Genomic DNA, 15896 nt, shown 5'->3' on the forward strand with positions numbered 1-15896 from the left:
TCCTCATTAATAAATTTTATCGGCTTCAAAAAGTACGCCGTCACCACTATAATACTTGCTAAACATTTCGTAATATTCAAGTCTTAGAGATTGAATAAATACGATTAGACCTTCTAGTCCCAAAATTAAAATATTGCCAAAAATTAAAACTGCAATATTTCCTCCACTTGAACCAACCATTTCTCCCAGAGTCTTAAATGCCAAGAACAAACCAACATGGTTTATTGCAAAGGCGCCAACTCTTATAAAGGAAATTATTGAAGACATAGTTGATAAAAGAGCTTCAAGTAGACCAAAGGAGGACTCAATATAATAATCTGAGGCAGAGCCTTCCCCTTCCTTCTTAAATAAAACTTTAAGAATAGGCCTTTTTAGTAGCATGATCACAAGACTTGCCACTAAGATTCCAAGGGAAATATTCATAGGAAGAGGAGCACTTGCTCCCATAACTGACATGCCAATATTAATCATTGCCACAAAAATTAAAACTCCCAAAAAACCTTCCTTAGAGAAGAAGGCTTCATCTGGTCTGCCACTTTTTAGTCTATTGTAAATGCCAATGCCATAGGCTAGGGCAAGTAAAATAATGCCAAAGTAAATTGCAATTACAAGAGTATCATTTATATTTTCAAAGGGTCTGAACCAAATTGCGGGAATAATTTCTTCGCTTCCAAAAACTGAACCGTACATCAAACCAAAAAACATGGAAGATGCGCCCATTCTAAGAAGAAGTCCACCAAAGTCCTTGTTCTTCTTTCCCAGCATTAGTCCGGCAATTGCAAATACAGCCCCTTGACCCAAGTCGCCAAACATTGCTCCAAAAAGAATCATGTAGGTTATGCCAAAAATTACAGTTGGGTCAAATTCTCCATAATTAGGCGTTCCATACATATTTATTAGTAGCTCAAAGGGCTTAAAAAAATTTGCGTTTTTTAACTTTGTCGGTGTCTTCATGTTTTCGCTTTTGGGGTCAAAATATTCAATATCAATATTCTTGTATTTAGCGAGCTTTTCTTCTAACTTCTTTTTGTCAGATTCACCAAGCCAACCTGAAAGATAAAAATATTTATTTGACCTAAGCATAAACTTCTTAGCTTTTTCAATTTCTTCATAGGAAAGCATGTGAGCAAGAGTAGTCTTTAGCTCTTCATGTCTGCTTTCCAAAAGATTCTTTTTGTATTCTTCTATTTCAAAAATTTTTCTCTTTACATTTTCCTCTTCTTCTTCAAGATTTTTGTAGATTAAACTAGCCGTTCCCTCTACATTTTCTCCAAGAAGTTCAACTTCAGTAAAGTTCAAACTATTTAGGACCCTGTCAACATCCTTTTCAGTTTCCTTAGGATAAATAACAAGGAAAAGTTCCCTGTTGTCAACTGTGCCTGTGTGATAAATCATGGCGAGAATATTGCCATAATTTTTCTTCAGTCTATATCTGGCATCCTTGTCCAAGAAACCAAATCTAGTGTTGAAGTACTTTAGGTCTGCTATGTCCCTCAAATCAATGTCAACATTCTTAAAGAGTTCATAGTTTTCCTTTAAGGTGTCAAGAATTTTTAAATTTTCCTTAGTTTGTTCATATTCATTGATCTTTTCACTGATGTTTTTCACAAAAGCATCAATATCTTCATTGACATTAACCTTTTCGAAATAGGAATCTTCAATCTTGTCGATTCCCATGAAGTCCATAATTTCAGCTGCTTCCTTGGCAGAGGACTTATGTGCCTCATCTTCTTCAATAGGTGAAATATAATTTAGTTCAAGATTTCTCTCTAAATTTTCTTCATTGTCCAAACTAAATGTGAACTTGTTTTCTGCCATGTTGGCTTCAGCAGACATAAACTGCATACATTTTAAATTCAAAATGTCAAGAATGACAGAATCCATATCATCTATCTTGCCAATGATATTAGTGACCTTCATTTTTTCAACGGCCAATTTCTTCACTTCCCTCTCTATCAATAATCATATATTTTAACTTTTCTTCTTTGCTTAAGCCAAATCTCGTGCCTTCCAAGATTCTCTCAATATTTGCTATTTCAAAATCCAAAAGAACTAAAAAACTCATAAATTTGCCTATGCCATCAGTCCTTCTAAAGTTCTTCTTGGCAATGCCATACATGGTCTTCTTGGCAGTTCTACCAGTTCTAATAACTCTGCCTGCTTCGAAAAGAACAGCGTATTTAGAATTTTTTATCTCCTCTTCAAATTCAGCCTCATCTAAGTAGGAAAGCTGAAGAAGTTTTTCAGAATTATAATTTCCACCAAAAATAGTAAAGTTAAAAATTTCTTCTGGAGCAATATTGTAATACTTCTTGGCTCTGTAAATCCAAATAATATTTAGCAAATCAATATTTACACCAAAAATATTTTTAAACTCATCAACATCTTCCTTGGATAGGGACTTTATAGACTCAGTTAAATTTCTATAATAAAACTTGTCCAAGTTCATCTCAATGGAAAAAAGAGCATCTTCATCCTTGGAGGACTTATAATTTTTTAGGTAGTCATAGTAGTGAGTGTCCCTTAAATTATCTATAAAGGATTCAAAAGTCTCATCATTAAAATTAATATTTTTGCCCGAAATGACTAGCTTGTCAACCTTTGGCTCCCTATTCATTCGGAGGGCTCTCAAGATTTTAGTGATTTTTTCAACATTTATTCTCTCTAAATAAGCCTTCAAAAAATCAGCATACTTCAGTGGCAAAAAACCACGAAGCTTTATAATTTGACTCCTTCTGTAGTCTTCCAAGAACTCTTCAATTTCATAAATATCTGAAAAAGAATCAATGCTTGGAAATTTCTTCTCCTTTAGATATGAAAGGCAGTCTCTGACATTGTCCTTTTCGGCAATTTTTTCAAAATCCTCATAAACCAAGAAATCAGAATACATTTTTGAAATCTTAGCGTTTAAAGCCTTTAGACCCTCAAGCATTTGATTTCCTTCCAATCACCATGTCAAAGGCATCCTTTATGAATTTGTCAGAATTGTTATTGTAAAATTCTTCGATTTCCTTTAAATTTCTCTCGTTGTCTTTTCTCAAATTGTCAGCTTTCTTTTCAAAGTCTGCTAAAATTTCATCGCTCTTTTCTTTTCCAAGGGCCTTTGACTTTTCAATTGATTCATTTTCAATGTCAGTCAACTTTTCTCTCAAGTCTTTTTTTATACCTTCAATTTCTTTTTCAGTACTTTCGACAAGTTCTCTAGTCTTTTTATCTATTGCTAAAATACTATCTATACTTTCTTTCAAAAATATCACCACTCTTTTCTTTTCCTTGTGCATTTCTCATTATATTACTTTGAAATTCTAATTCAAGGGAATTTGTTCAGATTTAAAAATTTCACCCATTTTTCACATTTCACATAATGAAGAAGTTTTTTGCATAGTGAAAATTTTTATTTATAACTATTTTCTAATGATTCTTAAAAAATTTACTTTGTCCTGGCATTTGTCCCGGGCTTTTTCCCACGCTTTAGCAGATGTAATAATGAATTTATAAAAATCTGTACTTTAATTTGAATAAAGGCATGGCCAATTTTCTCCCTCCTACTTTTATAGGCTAAAAAATTTTTAAGGACAAAAAAAGAATACCTCCTAGGAAGTATTCTCAAAAAATTATTTTTTTTCATTTACTGAGCAGGTGCTGTGACATGACTGGCAGCCACAACCACATCCGCTCTTTTTGTGCATTACTTTTTTAACTGCAAGGGCAATTGCAGCAATTATAACAAGGGCGACTAAAATATTAATTGGACTCATACTTTACCACCTCATCCTTATTCTTTTCAAAATCCCTTTCATTTAGCTTTGACCTATCCTTTCTAAATAGGAGATAGCCGTAGATAAATAGAACAAGTATAGCCAAGGCTGTCATTAGGTTGAAGGATCCACCTTCAAATAATCTGCCAAATTGATAAATCATAAAGGCAACTGTGTAGGAGAACAAGATTTGATAGCCTATTGCTAAACCAAACCATTTCTTTGAACCCATTTCTTCCTTTATAGCTCCCGTTGCTGCAAAGCAAGGAACTGTAAGTTGGTTGAAGAAAACAAAGGCAAAGGCTGATGCTGTTGTAAATCTTTCAGCTACAAGTGCAACCATTGGCGCATCTTCTGCTCCAACTTCTCCAATGCCTGCAAGAACTCCATAAGTTCCCACTACAATTTCCTTGGCAACAAGTCCAAGAATTGTAGCAACACTTGCTATCCAATCGCCAAAGCCAAGAGGAGCAAATATTGGTGCAATAGCTTTTCCTATTACTGCAAGAATTGAATCTTCAGGATCTGCATTGAAGTCCATGAAGTGTCCTGTAACAGAAATACTTTGCAAGAACCAAACTACAACTGTTGCAAGAAGAATTATTGTTCCAGCCTTTACAACAAAGGCCTTACATCTAAACCAAGTTGCCTTTAAAACATTGTGGGCACTTGGCATGTGGTACTCAGGAAGTTCCATTACAAAAGGAGCAGGATCTCCTGAAAAATATTTTGTCTTCTTTAAAATAATTCCTGATACTATAACGGCAAGGATTCCGCCAAAGTACCAAAGAGGTGCATACCACCAGCTGCCACCCAAGAAGGCAGCAAACATTGCAATAACATCTAGCTTGGCACCGCAAGGCATAAAGGATGCAGTCATAATAGTCATCCTTCTGTCGTTATCTGACTCAATGGTCCTCGTTCCCATAATGGCAGGCACTGAACAGCCAGTTCCCATTAAAATCGGAATGAAAGACTTGCCAGATAGGCCAAATTTTCTAAAAATTCTATCTAAGATAAAGGCAATTCTTGACATATATCCAATGTCTTCTAGGATTGCTATGAATAAAAACAAAGTAGCAATAACTGGCAAGAAACCAAGAACAGCACCAACGCCGCCGATAATTCCATCAACTAAAAGAGATGTCAAAAATTCTGATGTGCCAGCATTTTCCAAGAAACCTCTAAAGTTTTCGCCAATAATTTCTGTAAAGAATTTTTCATTTACCCAGTCCGTTACAGGTCCGCCAACATAATTTATTGCCAAAATGTAAACTAAAGTGATGACGCCAATAAATATAGGAAGAGCCAAAAATCTATTAGTAACTACCCTGTCAATTTTGTCAGAAGTAGTCATTCCCTTTCTGCCTTTTTTGACAGCATCCTTAGTTACTTCAGACACAAAATTGTATCTTCCATCTGTGATTATGCCTTCGCCATCGTCGTCATATTTTTCTTCAGCTTCCTCAATAATTTCATTAAGCCTTCTAGTTTCCTTGCCATAAAGAGGATACTCTTCGATAATTTTTTCGTCTTCTTCAAAAAATTTAACAGCAAGCCATCTCTTAGCTGGATTGTCTTTTATGACGCTGAAGTTTTCAATTTCCTTGATGTAGTTTTCAATATCAGGGTCAAATTCGTGATAATGAGTATTTTTTTTGTGGGCAGCTTCCTTTGCCGTCTCAATTAACTTATCAATGTTTTCATTTTTTAAAGCAGAAATCTCAACAACCTTGCAGCCAAGCTTTTCCTCTAGCATCTTAATATCTATGAAGTCATTATTTTTTCTTACGACATCCATCATATTAAGAGCAAGGACAACAGGAATGCCAAGTTCCACAAGCTGAGTCGCCAAAAATAAATTTCTCTCAATATTAGTAGCGTCCACAACATCAATAATTGCATCTGGTCTCTCATTTACCAAATAATCTCTTGAAACAACTTCTTCCAAAGTGTAAGGCGAAAGAGAATAAATGCCAGGCAAATCTGTGAAGTGAACTTCCTTATCCTTTTTATACTTGCCAGTCTTTTTTTCAACAGTTACACCAGGCCAGTTACCAACATATTGGTTTGAGCCTGTTAAATTGTTGAAAAGAGTGGACTTACCACTGTTGGGGTTTCCGGCAAGTGCAATAGTAATAGCCATCTTAGTCCTCCTTCTTTTCTATCTCTTCAATTGAAATAAGTTCAGCATCAGCCTTTCTTATGCTGAGTTCATAATTTCTAATATTAATTTGTACGGGGTCCCCTAGAGGTGCCACCTTTCTTATGTATATCTCAGCATTTTTTGTGATGCCCATGTCCATTATTCTTCTCTTTAATGGACCTGAACCATTTATCTTTTTTACTATGTAGTATTTACCAACAACTGCATCTCTTAATGTTTGCAAATTTACATCTCCTCAACTAAAATCTTCTTTGCAATATCTTTGCCAATTGCAACTCTTGCATCCTTAATAGAAACAATTAAATTACCATCGTTCTCGTTTACAACCTTTATTACCGCTCCCTTAACAAAACCAAGATTTGCAAGGTGGGATTCAGTGACGCTGCTATTTTTTAAAGTCTTAACTCTTAAAATTTTAAAATTAACATTTAAGGGCGCCATTATTAAACTAAGCATATTAACACCAACTAACTAAAAATATATGTGAATTGACTTTTATAATTGAATTGACTTCAATTTTTTAAATGACTTCAATATTTGAATTTGATTATCAATTTCTTAATTCATTATAACACAGCTAATTGAAAATTCAAATCAATTTACCCATATTTTTCTTTTAAAAATATTAAGAGAATTGCTTTAAATCTTTTTAAGATTATTTAAAATAAAAAATTTGATCTATTAACTTCTTAAAATTATTTTTCTATTCTTTTAGGATTTTCTCATCATTAAAAATTTTTTATTATAATCTTTATATACTTCCTATTAAATTTTTTATCTCACTCATTTTTGATAAGCTGTAGGATTAAATTTCTAAAAAAACATTAAAAAAGACAGTCCTAAGACTGCCTTAATTTATTTTATTTTGCTTCCCCATTTAGGGTTCTATAACTTATCCAGCCGTTGCCTATATTACACCAAGTTCTTCCATCGGCTCTTCTAGTGTCATAGACATAGACAGGGTCACCCTTAAAGAGGCTAAATTCAACTCCATAGTCAAATCCTGGTCCACTTCTTACATTGGCTCTGCCTGAAGTTACAAATTGATAAGTGCCAATTAAGTTTGATGCCTCTGCATTTTTTAATTTTGCAATTTGCTCTTCTAATTCGTCAGCCCTTGCCTTTTCCTTTAAGGCTTCGCTTTCCTCTTCTGCCTTCTTTTCACTGTCTAACTTTTGCGCATTTATGTCCTCTAACATTTTTTTGAAGTCAGCATTTTCTGGGTCCACTGCCAAATAAGAATTGAGCCTCTTAATTGCACCCTCATAATTATTGCTGCTAGTTAGCTGTAAAATTTCAGCCTTAATTGCAGAATAGTTTTTCTCTATAAGGGAGTCCTTCTTTTCTTTTAATTCATCGTCGTCACTTTCTAAGTCCTTTAAATAAGCAAGAGAGGCCTCGTAGTCTCTGCCTTCAAATTTTTGATTGGCCTTGTTAAAGGTATCTTTGGCTTCAAGGTTCTTGTCGATTTTATTTATTTCATCTAAGTATTTTTTGTCAGAAGATTTTTCGTAAAGCTGGCTAAATTTTTCTCTAGCTTCCTTATAGTTCTTGGCTTCTAAATTTGCCCTTGCAGAACTTTCCAATTTGTTAAATTTATATTTCCCAAAGCCAAAATTAAATAAGAGAGAAAAGGCTATTAAGCCAAGGATGACAAATCCAAAGACTAGACCCTTTTGCTTTGTTCCCATGGAATCATCTTTAAAGGAATTGTTTTTTATGATTTTTTCTTCGTCTTCATAGTCATAATCTCTGTTTATTTTTTGAGTCTTGGAAAAATCCATGTCCTCTCTCAAAGGCTGGCCACACTCCATACAAAATAGGGCGCCCTCTGCATTTTCTTTTCCGCAATTCTTACATCTCATTTATAAGCCTCCTCACTATTTTTTATTTTTGTTTTTATTGGAAATATCTCTTCGAAAAATTTTTAGCTTATGAATAATTTCTTCATCGAGAGCAGTAACCTTCTCTTCCTTTAATTTTTTTGCAACATGAGAAACTTTATTTTTTGAATTTAGTACTTCAGCTTCAAGTTCTCTTGCAGAAATTCTCGTGCCTCCCCGAGACAAAATGATTTGCTGCTCAATGTTGTCACTTGTTGCCACCCGCACATTGGTAAGCTTTCCTATTTCGTCAAGTTGCCTCTCAATGTAGTGGTCTGCCGTCTCAAACTCCTTAGTGAAAATTATATCGATTCCATCCCTGTGGTAATTCTTGCCGCCAGATTTTTTCACCAAGTAGGCATCGAAGACAAGTATTATGTGCTCTTTGGTGCTGTGAGAAAATTCAACCATAGTATCTATGAGTTCATTTCTTGCGTCTTCAAGAGAAATGTTTTTTAATTTTATTAAATTTTGCCAGGAATTTATAATATTGTATCCATCTACAAAGAGATAGGACACATCTCTTCTATACCTACTTCTTTGTCTCTTCATTTTAAAAAACTATCTAAAAATTTCGTACATTACTATTGCAGCTGCAACTGAGGCATTAAGGGAATCAAAGTCAGAAAAATTTGGAATAGTTATTATTTTGTCAGAGTTTTTCAAAATATTTTTTGAAACTCCCTTGCCTTCGTTGCCAATAATTACTGCAACTTTGCCAGAGAAGTCACACTTTCTTATGTCTTCTCCTTCAAGGTCTGTGGCATAAATCCAAAATCCAGCTTCCTTTAATTTTTCTATTGCCTGAGAAATATTTGTAACTTTTGAAACATCAATGTCGTAAATTGCACCAGCAGAGGACTTTACAACTGTGTCATTAACAGTAGCTGCCCTCCTATTTGGAAAAATAATTCCATCTACGCCAAAGAAGTTTGAACTTCTTGCTATAGCACCAAAATTGTGGGGGTCTTCAATTTTATCTAAGATAAAAATTTTCGCATCTTCCTTGTCCCTTAGTTTATTTATAAGATCTTCAAGTTCAAGGTAGACAAAGTCACTTACAAGAGCCACAACTGCCTGGTGGTTTTTTGTGCCAGCAAGTTCTTCCAACTTTTCATTGTCGCTAGTAACTGCGGGAACTTTTGCGTCTCTCGCCATGGCAATAATTTTTTTTATGGAACCTGTGGCATTTTTTCCCACATAAATTTTTTCTACTTCTTCATTCTTTAGGGCCTCAATAACTGGGCCCCTTCCATATATATATTTCATTTTAGATTTTTAAACTTCTCTCTAATTTCTGCTGCCTTACCACAAGTCATCTTGCCTTCTGGACATGGACCCTTAACGCAAGCTGGACCCTCGTCTCTAAATAAAAGGGGAGCAACTTCCTTAACCTCTCTTAGCATTTCAGTTGCCAGCTCTCTTATTTCCCATTGAGCCCTTTCGCAACATCTAACTGTGAAGAAATGCTGAAGAGTTCTTACATTCATTGTGACAACAATTTTTGTCTCGCAAGCATTAGGAAAGACATATCTTGCATCTTCTATGGACATTTTTTCCACTGCCTTTTTTGCCTTTTCTTCTTCCATTCCACTTTCTATTAGAGGTCTTGCATTTTCCCTTACAAGAATTTCAACTAATTTGTCGTAATCTTCTTGGTCTCTTCTCATAGCTTCAAGGAAAACTTTCTTGGCTTCCTCATTTTTTTCTATTTGAGGTGGAATAATGTATTCAAAGCTGTCAAGTTTTACATATCTTTGTGATTGTTGTGAGTAAGAGGCAATTCTGTGTCTCACAAGTTGATGAGTAAGTGTCCTAGAAACACCTTCAATGGCAAAGGTAAAGCTCACATGTTCAAGAGGTGAAAGGTGAGAAAAGGACATAAGTCTATTTAAAAACTTCTCTGTAGATTCTTCTGTCAAATTCTCTGTGATTTCTTCAACACCAACTCTTGAATAGCAAAGTTTTGCAGCTGCAGCAATGGTTTTATCTGGATCCATTGTGTGTGAAATAATTTTTACCTTCATCTGATCATCTCCTTAAATATTTCTCTAATTCTATTATACCTTTTCAAAAGATAGAGGTAGCCAAAAAGGGCCTCCACTCCCGTCGCAATCCTATAGTCAATAGGATCTGCGTTTTTGGGAACTGTGTGAGACTTGGCATTTCTCCCCCTCTTAAAAATTTTAATCTCTTCTTCTGTGAGATTTTCTTCTATTTTTTCAAAAAGTTCTCTCTGGGATTTTGCACGGACAAATCTTATGCTTTCTCTGTGAAGCTTGTTGGGATTTTTCCTTACATCTAAAATTTCACTTCTAACTAAAATTTCAAAGCAGGCGTCACCTATGTAGGCAAGGGCAAGGGGACTTAGCTCCCTAACCTCTGCCTCTGTGTAGTTTTTAACTTCTAAAAAATTTAAATTCTCTTCCAAGTTGTTCCACTTCTCGTATCTTCTATTTCAATGCCCATTTCCTTAAGCTTGTCTCTAATTTCGTCAGCCTTGGCAAAGTCCTTGTTCTTTCTAGCAGCATTTCTCTCAGCAATAAGACCTTCTATGTCTTCAGAAATTTCTTCTCTTTCACCTTCCATGATGCCAAGGACTCTTGTAAGTTTCTTCAAAAGTTCAAGAGTCTTTTCTAACATCTCCTTAGAATTACTTTCATCAAGGTTTAAGTTTATGTCCTTAACTAAATCAAAGATTGCAGTAATGGCATCAGCTGTATTTAAGTCGTCATCCATGGCATTTTCAAACTTTTCAATGTGCCTGTCAAAAGACTTATATAATTTTTCTTCTTCATCAGTGATTTTATCTACACTAGACTTTTCAATTGCATCTTCAAGCTTATACTTTGCATTGTAAAGTCTCTTGCTGGAATTTTTAGTTTGTTCCATTACTTCTCTTGAGAAGTTAATTGGTGAACGATATTGAGTTGTCAATAGGAAAAATCTCAAGACTTCAAGGTCAAATTCATCTGCAATTTCTCTTACAGTAAAGAAGTTGCCCTTGGACTTAGACATTTTTTCGTTGTCAACAGTTATCATGCCATTGTGGAGCCAATAATTTGCAAAGGGAACTCCATTGCAAGCTTCTGATTGTGCAATTTCATTTTCGTGGTGAGGGAATTGTAAGTCTTCGCCGCCAGTGTGAATATCTATGTTGTCGCCAATTAATGTCTTTGCCATTACAGAACATTCAATGTGCCAGCCAGGCCTACCTTCTCCCCAAGGTGCTTGCCAGAAAGGCTCCCCTTCCTTTTTGTTCTTCCAAAGGGCAAAGTCACTTGGATTCTTTTTGTTGTCGTTAATGTCAACTCTGTGGCCAGAAATTAAATCTTCAATGTTCTTCTTAGAAAGCTTGCCGTAGTCCTTGGCATAATTAATGTCAAAGTAAACATCGCCATTGGAAACATAGGCAGCGCCCTTGTCTATCAAAGTCTTGATAAAAGAAATAATTTCATCTATGTGCTCTGTTGCTCTAGGGTTTAGGGTTTCATAATCGTAAAGGTGAAGACCATTTGCATCTTGTTTAAACTCCTTGATGTATCTTTCAGCAATGTCAGAAACCTTGACACCTTCGTCATTAGCCTTATTTATCATCTTGTCGTCAATGTCAGTGAAGTTCACAACAAATTTTACCTTCATTCCCTTGTAAGTAAAATATCTTCTTAGGGTGTCGAAGACAACAAGGGGTCTTGCATTGCCAACATGAATGAAGTTATAAACAGTTGGACCACAGTTGTAAATCCCAACTTCGCCCTCTTTAATTGGCACAAAATCTTCCTTTGTTCTACTTAGAGTATTGTATAATTTCATAAATCCTCCTATAAAAAAACGCCTCCTGTGAGACGATTATATACCTTTGAAAAATTTTTCGTAGTAATCAAGTCCTATAAAAGTTTTGTCTTCTACCATTTTTCTTATCTTATTTGGATCTGCAAGGTCAACATCCATGACTTCTTCCTCTTGCAGTTTAATCTCATCAAGGGAAATATTTTTGCGAACTAGAAAAATATAAAAAATTGTGTTTTTTTCTGTGATAATCCTCTTTAAATGAAGCTCTTCTTCACTGATGTCGATGCCAAGTTCTTCCTTGAACTCGCGCACCATGCCTTCCTTTGGCGTCTCTCTTGAAATAACAGATCCACCAGCAGAACAGTACCACATGCCAGCAAAGGATTTTTTATCGAGAGCCCTTCTTTGGATTATAAAATTTCCGTCATCTCGCAAAATCCATCCTTCTACGATAATATGGTATTCATCATTTTTTAGCCTTTCGCCCTTTCTTATGGCGCGCCTCTTCCATTTTCCCTTTTTATCATATACATCCCAATATTCCACGACAAAACTCCTTATAGTTATTTTACACCATTTATTAAGTTTTTAAAAGATTAAGAAGACTTTATTTAAGTAAAATATTATCAATAAAAAAATGCTGAGAAAAAACTAAGATTTCCCAGCATTTAATTATATTAATTATAGTAGATATGGGTCGTTTTCCCAATCTATTAATGATTTTGGGTCTTTTGCATTTGTATCTCTTCCTTCTGGTGGAAGGTCCTTTGCAGATTCTGGTTCAGCTGCCTCTGTTGGATAATTTAAGTCAGCATCCCTTGCATTTAATTTTTCCCACTCTTGGCGAGATTTTGGCTCTATCATTTCAAGATCAACTGTGTCAATATCAATGCCAAGAGCCTTTGCTACTCCCTTGCCATATTCTGGGTCTGCCGCATAACAATTTCTAATATATCTATGCTTGATTTGCATAGTTGAGTCACCCATATTTCTCGCAGTGTTTTCAAATAAAACTAATTTTTGTTCATCTGTCATTCTGTTAAAAAGCATGCCTGGTTGAGTAAAGTAGTCGTGGTCATCAGCTCTAAAGTCATATCTCTTAACTTCTCCACCTTCATCGTGAGGTATTTCTAGGTCTGGATTATCTTGCCATCCGCCATAGGAATTTGGTCTGTAGTGAAGTTCTGCACCCTTATTTCCATCAACTCTCATTTGACCATCTCTGTGATAGTCGTGAGGATGATCTACACCAAGTGGTGAGTTTACAGGAATTTGGTGGTGATTTACGCCAAGTCTATATCTTTGTGCATCAGAGTAGAAAAATGCTCTTGCTTGAAGAACTCTATCTGGAGAAAGTGCAATTCCTGGCACAATATTTGCAGGAGAAAAGGCGACTTGTTCAACATCTTGGAAGAAGTTGTCTGGATATTTATTTAGCACATATTCGCCCACTGGAATAAGTGGAAAATCTTTTTTTAACCACATTTTAGTCAAGTCAAAAGGATTTGTTGGATGATTTTTAGCTTCTTCTTCAGTCATAACTTGTATATACATCTTCCATTTTGGATAATTTCCATTTTCAATTGCTTCGTATAAATCACGACCAGAAGATTCTCTGTCCTTACCATTTACCATTTCAGCTTCTTGGTCAGTGTAATTTAAAATACCTTGCTGACTTCTAAAGTGGAACTTAACCCAAACTCTTGTGTCCTCTTCGTTATACATAGAGTAAGTGTGTGAACCAAATCCGTGCATATATCTAAAGGAAGAAGGAATACCTCTATCACTATTTATTATAGTTGTTTGAAGTAGTGATTCAGGTAAAGATGACCAATAGTCGAAGTTTGTATTTGGACTTCTTAAATGTGACTTTGGATCTCTTTTTACAGCGTGATTTAAGTCTATAAATTTCATTGGATCTCTGAAGAAGAAAACAGGAGTGTTATTTCCAACTACATCCCAGTTGCCATCTTCTGTATAAAATCTTACAGCAAAGCCACGAATATCTCTTTCAGCATCAGCTGCTCCTCTTTCACCAGCAACAGTTGACATTCTTGAAAATACTTTGCACTTGTTGCCAACTTTAGAAAATATTTTTGCCTTAGTATATTTTGTAATATCATGAGTTACAGTAAATTCACCCCAAGCACCCCAGCCTTTAGCGTGCATTCTTCTTTCAGGTATAACTTCCCTGTTAAAATGGGCTTGCTTTTCAAAAAGCCACAAATCTTGAATGGAAAGGTGACCATTCATACCTGCTGTCATGGAATCTTCGTCATTATCAACAACTTGTCCACCAGCTCGTCTGAGAGTAGGATCCTCATCAACATTTTCGTTTCTGCTAGGGATTGGGTCTCCAGCCTTATTTTTTTCAGTAGGGTCCATTTTCTTTTTATCGTCAGCCATTTTTTACCTCCTACAATCTAACAATGTATTGATTTAACATATTTATTATTTACCCTATTATTAATAGTCTACACAAATTAGAAAAATTAGATTTATAAAAATTTTTTGTTTTAATTTTCATTATAAAAAATTTTTCAGTACATAAAAAAACTCTTGGCTGCAAATTTTAACAGCCAAGAGTTTAATTTCCTTTAGCGACCGCCTCCGCCGCCTCCGCCGAAGGATCCACCGCCTCCGCCAAAGGAAGTAGAGCCACCTCCACCCGAACTACTATAACCAGTTACATCTTGATAAGTTTTATTAATAGTTTTAGAAAAATTTCTTGAAGCCAATATGTGAGTATTATAAAGAGCATAATTATTTATATATGTTGGATAATTCTCTGCTCCTCTTGCAAATTCTTCATCTAAGAAAAATATTGATGAATAAATTAAAAATTCTTGCCACTTATTAAAATCAACTTCCTTTGCAACATCTTCTCCATATTCTTCCAAATAATTTTTGAATTTTATGAGATTTTCCCAAAGGTCTTTTCCCTTTTCTGTTACTCTAAGTTCTGTTCCAGTTTTTTTAGAAAATAAAAATTTCTTTTCATACCTATAATTTTCTAAATAACCCCCTGCCTTTAGGGCTTCAATAGACTTATCTTCAAATTCATTATAATAATCTTCCATTAGAGATTTATTCTTTTTGACATACTTTTTGAAATCCTTAGCTGTCATATATTCTTCGTCATTTAATTTATTTGCTTTAGAAATCATTTCAAAAAGTTCCTCTTCTGCCGGCCCCATATCCTTTGGAACTGAAATAATTTTTATTTTGTTTTTAGAAAAATTACTGCCTTCTTCAACAAATTCTATTGCCCCTTGGAGATTCCATTTTAAAATGTATGAATTAATATAATTTGCAACTAAATCATCCATAACTAAATGAGATTGGCTGATAAAAAATGCCAAATCTTCAATTGGTCCATGGTAAGGTACATCTTTAAAATATTCTCCCTCTAAATCACTTAAAAAAGGAAGATCTTTTCTGTTTTGAATTTTCTTCTTGTTAAAACCAAGACTAATGGCACGAGCAAGATAATAAATAACCAAAACAACTGCAAAAGCTATCCCGCCAAGGAATGACTTTTCTGCAAATGACATTGGCTTTTGGTAAGCTTCTCCTTCTCTATTTTCCCAATCAGAACCCTTGGCAGCCATGTTTGCATAATCTTCAAAATTTTTGTCAATCTTATAGGCTGTATTAAAATAACCCTTTGGGAATTTTAGCATAACCGTTGCATAGTCAACATAGCCTGATGAAGTCATGAGGATTTCTCCATCAACATTGTGGATTTCTCCTTCCATGCCAAAGCCCCACATTTTTACATCCTTAAAGGGTTCAAAGCCTTTAATTTTTATTTGCACGTTTTTAGGTTTCGGGTCAAAATTTTCTCCCACGAATTTAAAAAACAACATGTCGCTGTCATTAAGTCCCACTACAAGAGGATTTATCTTGTAGGACAAGTTATAAGTGTTGTCACTAAATTCACTGATGCCCCATGTTAGTTCCACTCCTTCATCCTTGTCAATTCTTCCAAAGCGGTATGCCTTGTCCTCAAAACTTGCATCAATATTCCAGGGCATGAGTTCAGTAAAATCTCTTCCAAGAGCATTAACAGAAAAATCTTCAATTTTAATTCCCTGCAAATTGTTTATGGCTTTATATCTCTCTGTGTAATCTTCATTGTCTTCGTCAATTTTCCAAACTTCTTTTACTTCTCCTATGCCCTTTTTATCTATACTTACATCAAGGCTAATTTCTTTAAAATCTTCTGCAAATACAAAAGCTGGCACCAAGAAAAGTAAAAACGTCAAAGCAAAAATTTTTCTAAGTTTCATAAAA

The 15896-nt window shown here is 34.9% G+C and carries 16 protein-coding genes; all 16 read right to left on the reverse strand.

Annotation, left to right across the window (positions count from 1 at the left end):
• Positions 1-6: 6 nt before the first annotated feature.
• Positions 7-1944 (reverse strand): V-type ATP synthase subunit I, encoded by a 1938-nt coding sequence (locus tag HMPREF2801_RS08805; protein ID WP_210394475.1) that lies wholly within the window; start codon positions 1942-1944, stop codon positions 7-9.
• Positions 1925-2932: a V-type ATPase subunit gene (locus tag HMPREF2801_RS08810; protein WP_070611983.1), complete on the reverse strand. Its 1008-nt coding sequence runs from the start codon at positions 2930-2932 to the stop codon at positions 1925-1927. Before HMPREF2801_RS08810 ends, HMPREF2801_RS08805 begins: the two co-directional genes overlap by 20 nt.
• Complete coding sequence (locus HMPREF2801_RS08815) at positions 2925-3248, reverse strand: hypothetical protein (protein WP_070611985.1); 324 nt, start codon at positions 3246-3248, stop codon at positions 2925-2927. Before HMPREF2801_RS08815 ends, HMPREF2801_RS08810 begins: the two co-directional genes overlap by 8 nt.
• Positions 3249-3614: 366 nt before the next feature.
• Complete coding sequence (locus tag HMPREF2801_RS09130) at positions 3615-3758, reverse strand: FeoB-associated Cys-rich membrane protein (RefSeq protein ID WP_083303745.1); 144 nt, start codon at positions 3756-3758, stop codon at positions 3615-3617.
• Positions 3745-5904 carry a ferrous iron transport protein B gene (gene feoB / locus HMPREF2801_RS08820; RefSeq protein WP_070611987.1) on the reverse strand — a complete coding sequence of 720 codons (2160 nt, stop codon included), beginning with the start codon at positions 5902-5904 and terminating at the stop codon, positions 3745-3747. Before feoB ends, HMPREF2801_RS09130 begins: the two co-directional genes overlap by 14 nt.
• Before the next feature lies 1 nt (position 5905).
• Complete coding sequence (locus HMPREF2801_RS08825; RefSeq protein ID WP_070611988.1) at positions 5906-6148, reverse strand: FeoA family protein; 243 nt, start codon at positions 6146-6148, stop codon at positions 5906-5908.
• A gap of 2 nt (positions 6149-6150) precedes the next feature.
• Positions 6151-6381 (reverse strand): FeoA family protein, encoded by a 231-nt coding sequence (locus tag HMPREF2801_RS08830; RefSeq protein ID WP_070611990.1) that lies wholly within the window; start codon positions 6379-6381, stop codon positions 6151-6153.
• A gap of 404 nt (positions 6382-6785) precedes the next feature.
• Positions 6786-7790, reverse strand: coding sequence for a zinc-ribbon domain-containing protein (locus HMPREF2801_RS08835; RefSeq protein ID WP_070611992.1), 1005 nt, complete (start codon positions 7788-7790; stop codon positions 6786-6788).
• A 15-nt stretch (positions 7791-7805) separates the two neighbouring features.
• On the reverse strand, positions 7806-8360 hold the full coding sequence (locus HMPREF2801_RS08840; protein WP_070611993.1) for an NYN domain-containing protein: 555 nt from the start codon (positions 8358-8360) through the stop codon (positions 7806-7808).
• 9 nt (positions 8361-8369) lie between these two features.
• The gene (gene rlmB, locus HMPREF2801_RS08845; protein WP_070611995.1) at positions 8370-9077 is read right to left on the reverse strand and encodes a 23S rRNA (guanosine(2251)-2'-O)-methyltransferase RlmB; all 708 of its coding nucleotides are present in this window, start codon (positions 9075-9077) and stop codon (positions 8370-8372) included.
• Positions 9074-9835: an FAD-dependent thymidylate synthase gene (gene thyX / locus HMPREF2801_RS08850; RefSeq protein ID WP_070611997.1), complete on the reverse strand. Its 762-nt coding sequence runs from the start codon at positions 9833-9835 to the stop codon at positions 9074-9076. Before thyX ends, rlmB begins: the two co-directional genes overlap by 4 nt.
• Positions 9832-10239 carry a Mini-ribonuclease 3 gene (locus HMPREF2801_RS08855; protein WP_019124891.1) on the reverse strand — a complete coding sequence of 136 codons (408 nt, stop codon included), beginning with the start codon at positions 10237-10239 and terminating at the stop codon, positions 9832-9834. Before HMPREF2801_RS08855 ends, thyX begins: the two co-directional genes overlap by 4 nt.
• Positions 10224-11621, reverse strand: coding sequence for a cysteine--tRNA ligase (gene cysS / locus HMPREF2801_RS08860; protein WP_070611998.1), 1398 nt, complete (start codon positions 11619-11621; stop codon positions 10224-10226). The genes HMPREF2801_RS08855 and cysS overlap by 16 nt, the downstream gene beginning before the upstream one ends.
• 36 nt (positions 11622-11657) lie before the next feature.
• Entirely contained in the window at positions 11658-12146 is a 489-nt protein-coding gene (locus tag HMPREF2801_RS08865; RefSeq protein WP_070612000.1) for an NUDIX hydrolase, read from the reverse strand.
• 135 nt (positions 12147-12281) lie between these two features.
• Positions 12282-13865 (reverse strand): catalase, encoded by a 1584-nt coding sequence (locus tag HMPREF2801_RS08870; RefSeq protein WP_246830014.1) that lies wholly within the window; start codon positions 13863-13865, stop codon positions 12282-12284.
• A 332-nt stretch (positions 13866-14197) separates the two neighbouring features.
• A complete protein-coding gene (locus HMPREF2801_RS08875; RefSeq protein WP_070612002.1) occupies positions 14198-15892 on the reverse strand; it encodes a DUF2207 domain-containing protein in 1695 nt (564 codons plus the stop codon).
• Between the last annotated feature and the right edge of the window lie 4 nt (positions 15893-15896).

The organism is Peptoniphilus sp. HMSC062D09, from assembly GCF_001811425.1.
Lineage (GTDB): Bacteria > Bacillota > Clostridia > Tissierellales > Peptoniphilaceae > Peptoniphilus_A.

What these genes read in the sequence shown, in the direction of transcription:
- HMPREF2801_RS08810 (WP_070611983.1), bottom strand. Translation starts at nt 2,932, where the DNA reads ATGCTTGAGGGTCTAAAGGCTTTAAACGCTAAGATTTCAAAAATGTAT.
- HMPREF2801_RS09130 (WP_083303745.1), bottom strand. Translation starts at nt 3,758, where the DNA reads ATGAGTCCAATTAATATTTTAGTCGCCCTTGTTATAATTGCTGCAATT.
- feoB (WP_070611987.1), bottom strand. Translation starts at nt 5,904, where the DNA reads ATGGCTATTACTATTGCACTTGCCGGAAACCCCAACAGTGGTAAGTCC.
- HMPREF2801_RS08830 (WP_070611990.1), bottom strand. Translation starts at nt 6,381, where the DNA reads ATGCTTAGTTTAATAATGGCGCCCTTAAATGTTAATTTTAAAATTTTA.
- HMPREF2801_RS08835 (WP_070611992.1), bottom strand. Translation starts at nt 7,790, where the DNA reads ATGAGATGTAAGAATTGCGGAAAAGAAAATGCAGAGGGCGCCCTATTT.
- HMPREF2801_RS08840 (WP_070611993.1), bottom strand. Translation starts at nt 8,360, where the DNA reads ATGAAGAGACAAAGAAGTAGGTATAGAAGAGATGTGTCCTATCTCTTT.
- rlmB (WP_070611995.1), bottom strand. Translation starts at nt 9,077, where the DNA reads ATGAAATATATATATGGAAGGGGCCCAGTTATTGAGGCCCTAAAGAAT.
- thyX (WP_070611997.1), bottom strand. Translation starts at nt 9,835, where the DNA reads ATGAAGGTAAAAATTATTTCACACACAATGGATCCAGATAAAACCATT.
- cysS (WP_070611998.1), bottom strand. Translation starts at nt 11,621, where the DNA reads ATGAAATTATACAATACTCTAAGTAGAACAAAGGAAGATTTTGTGCCA.
- HMPREF2801_RS08870 (WP_246830014.1), bottom strand. Translation starts at nt 13,865, where the DNA reads ATGACAGCAGGTATGAATGGTCACCTTTCCATTCAAGATTTGTGGCTT.
- HMPREF2801_RS08875 (WP_070612002.1), bottom strand. Translation starts at nt 15,892, where the DNA reads ATGAAACTTAGAAAAATTTTTGCTTTGACGTTTTTACTTTTCTTGGTG.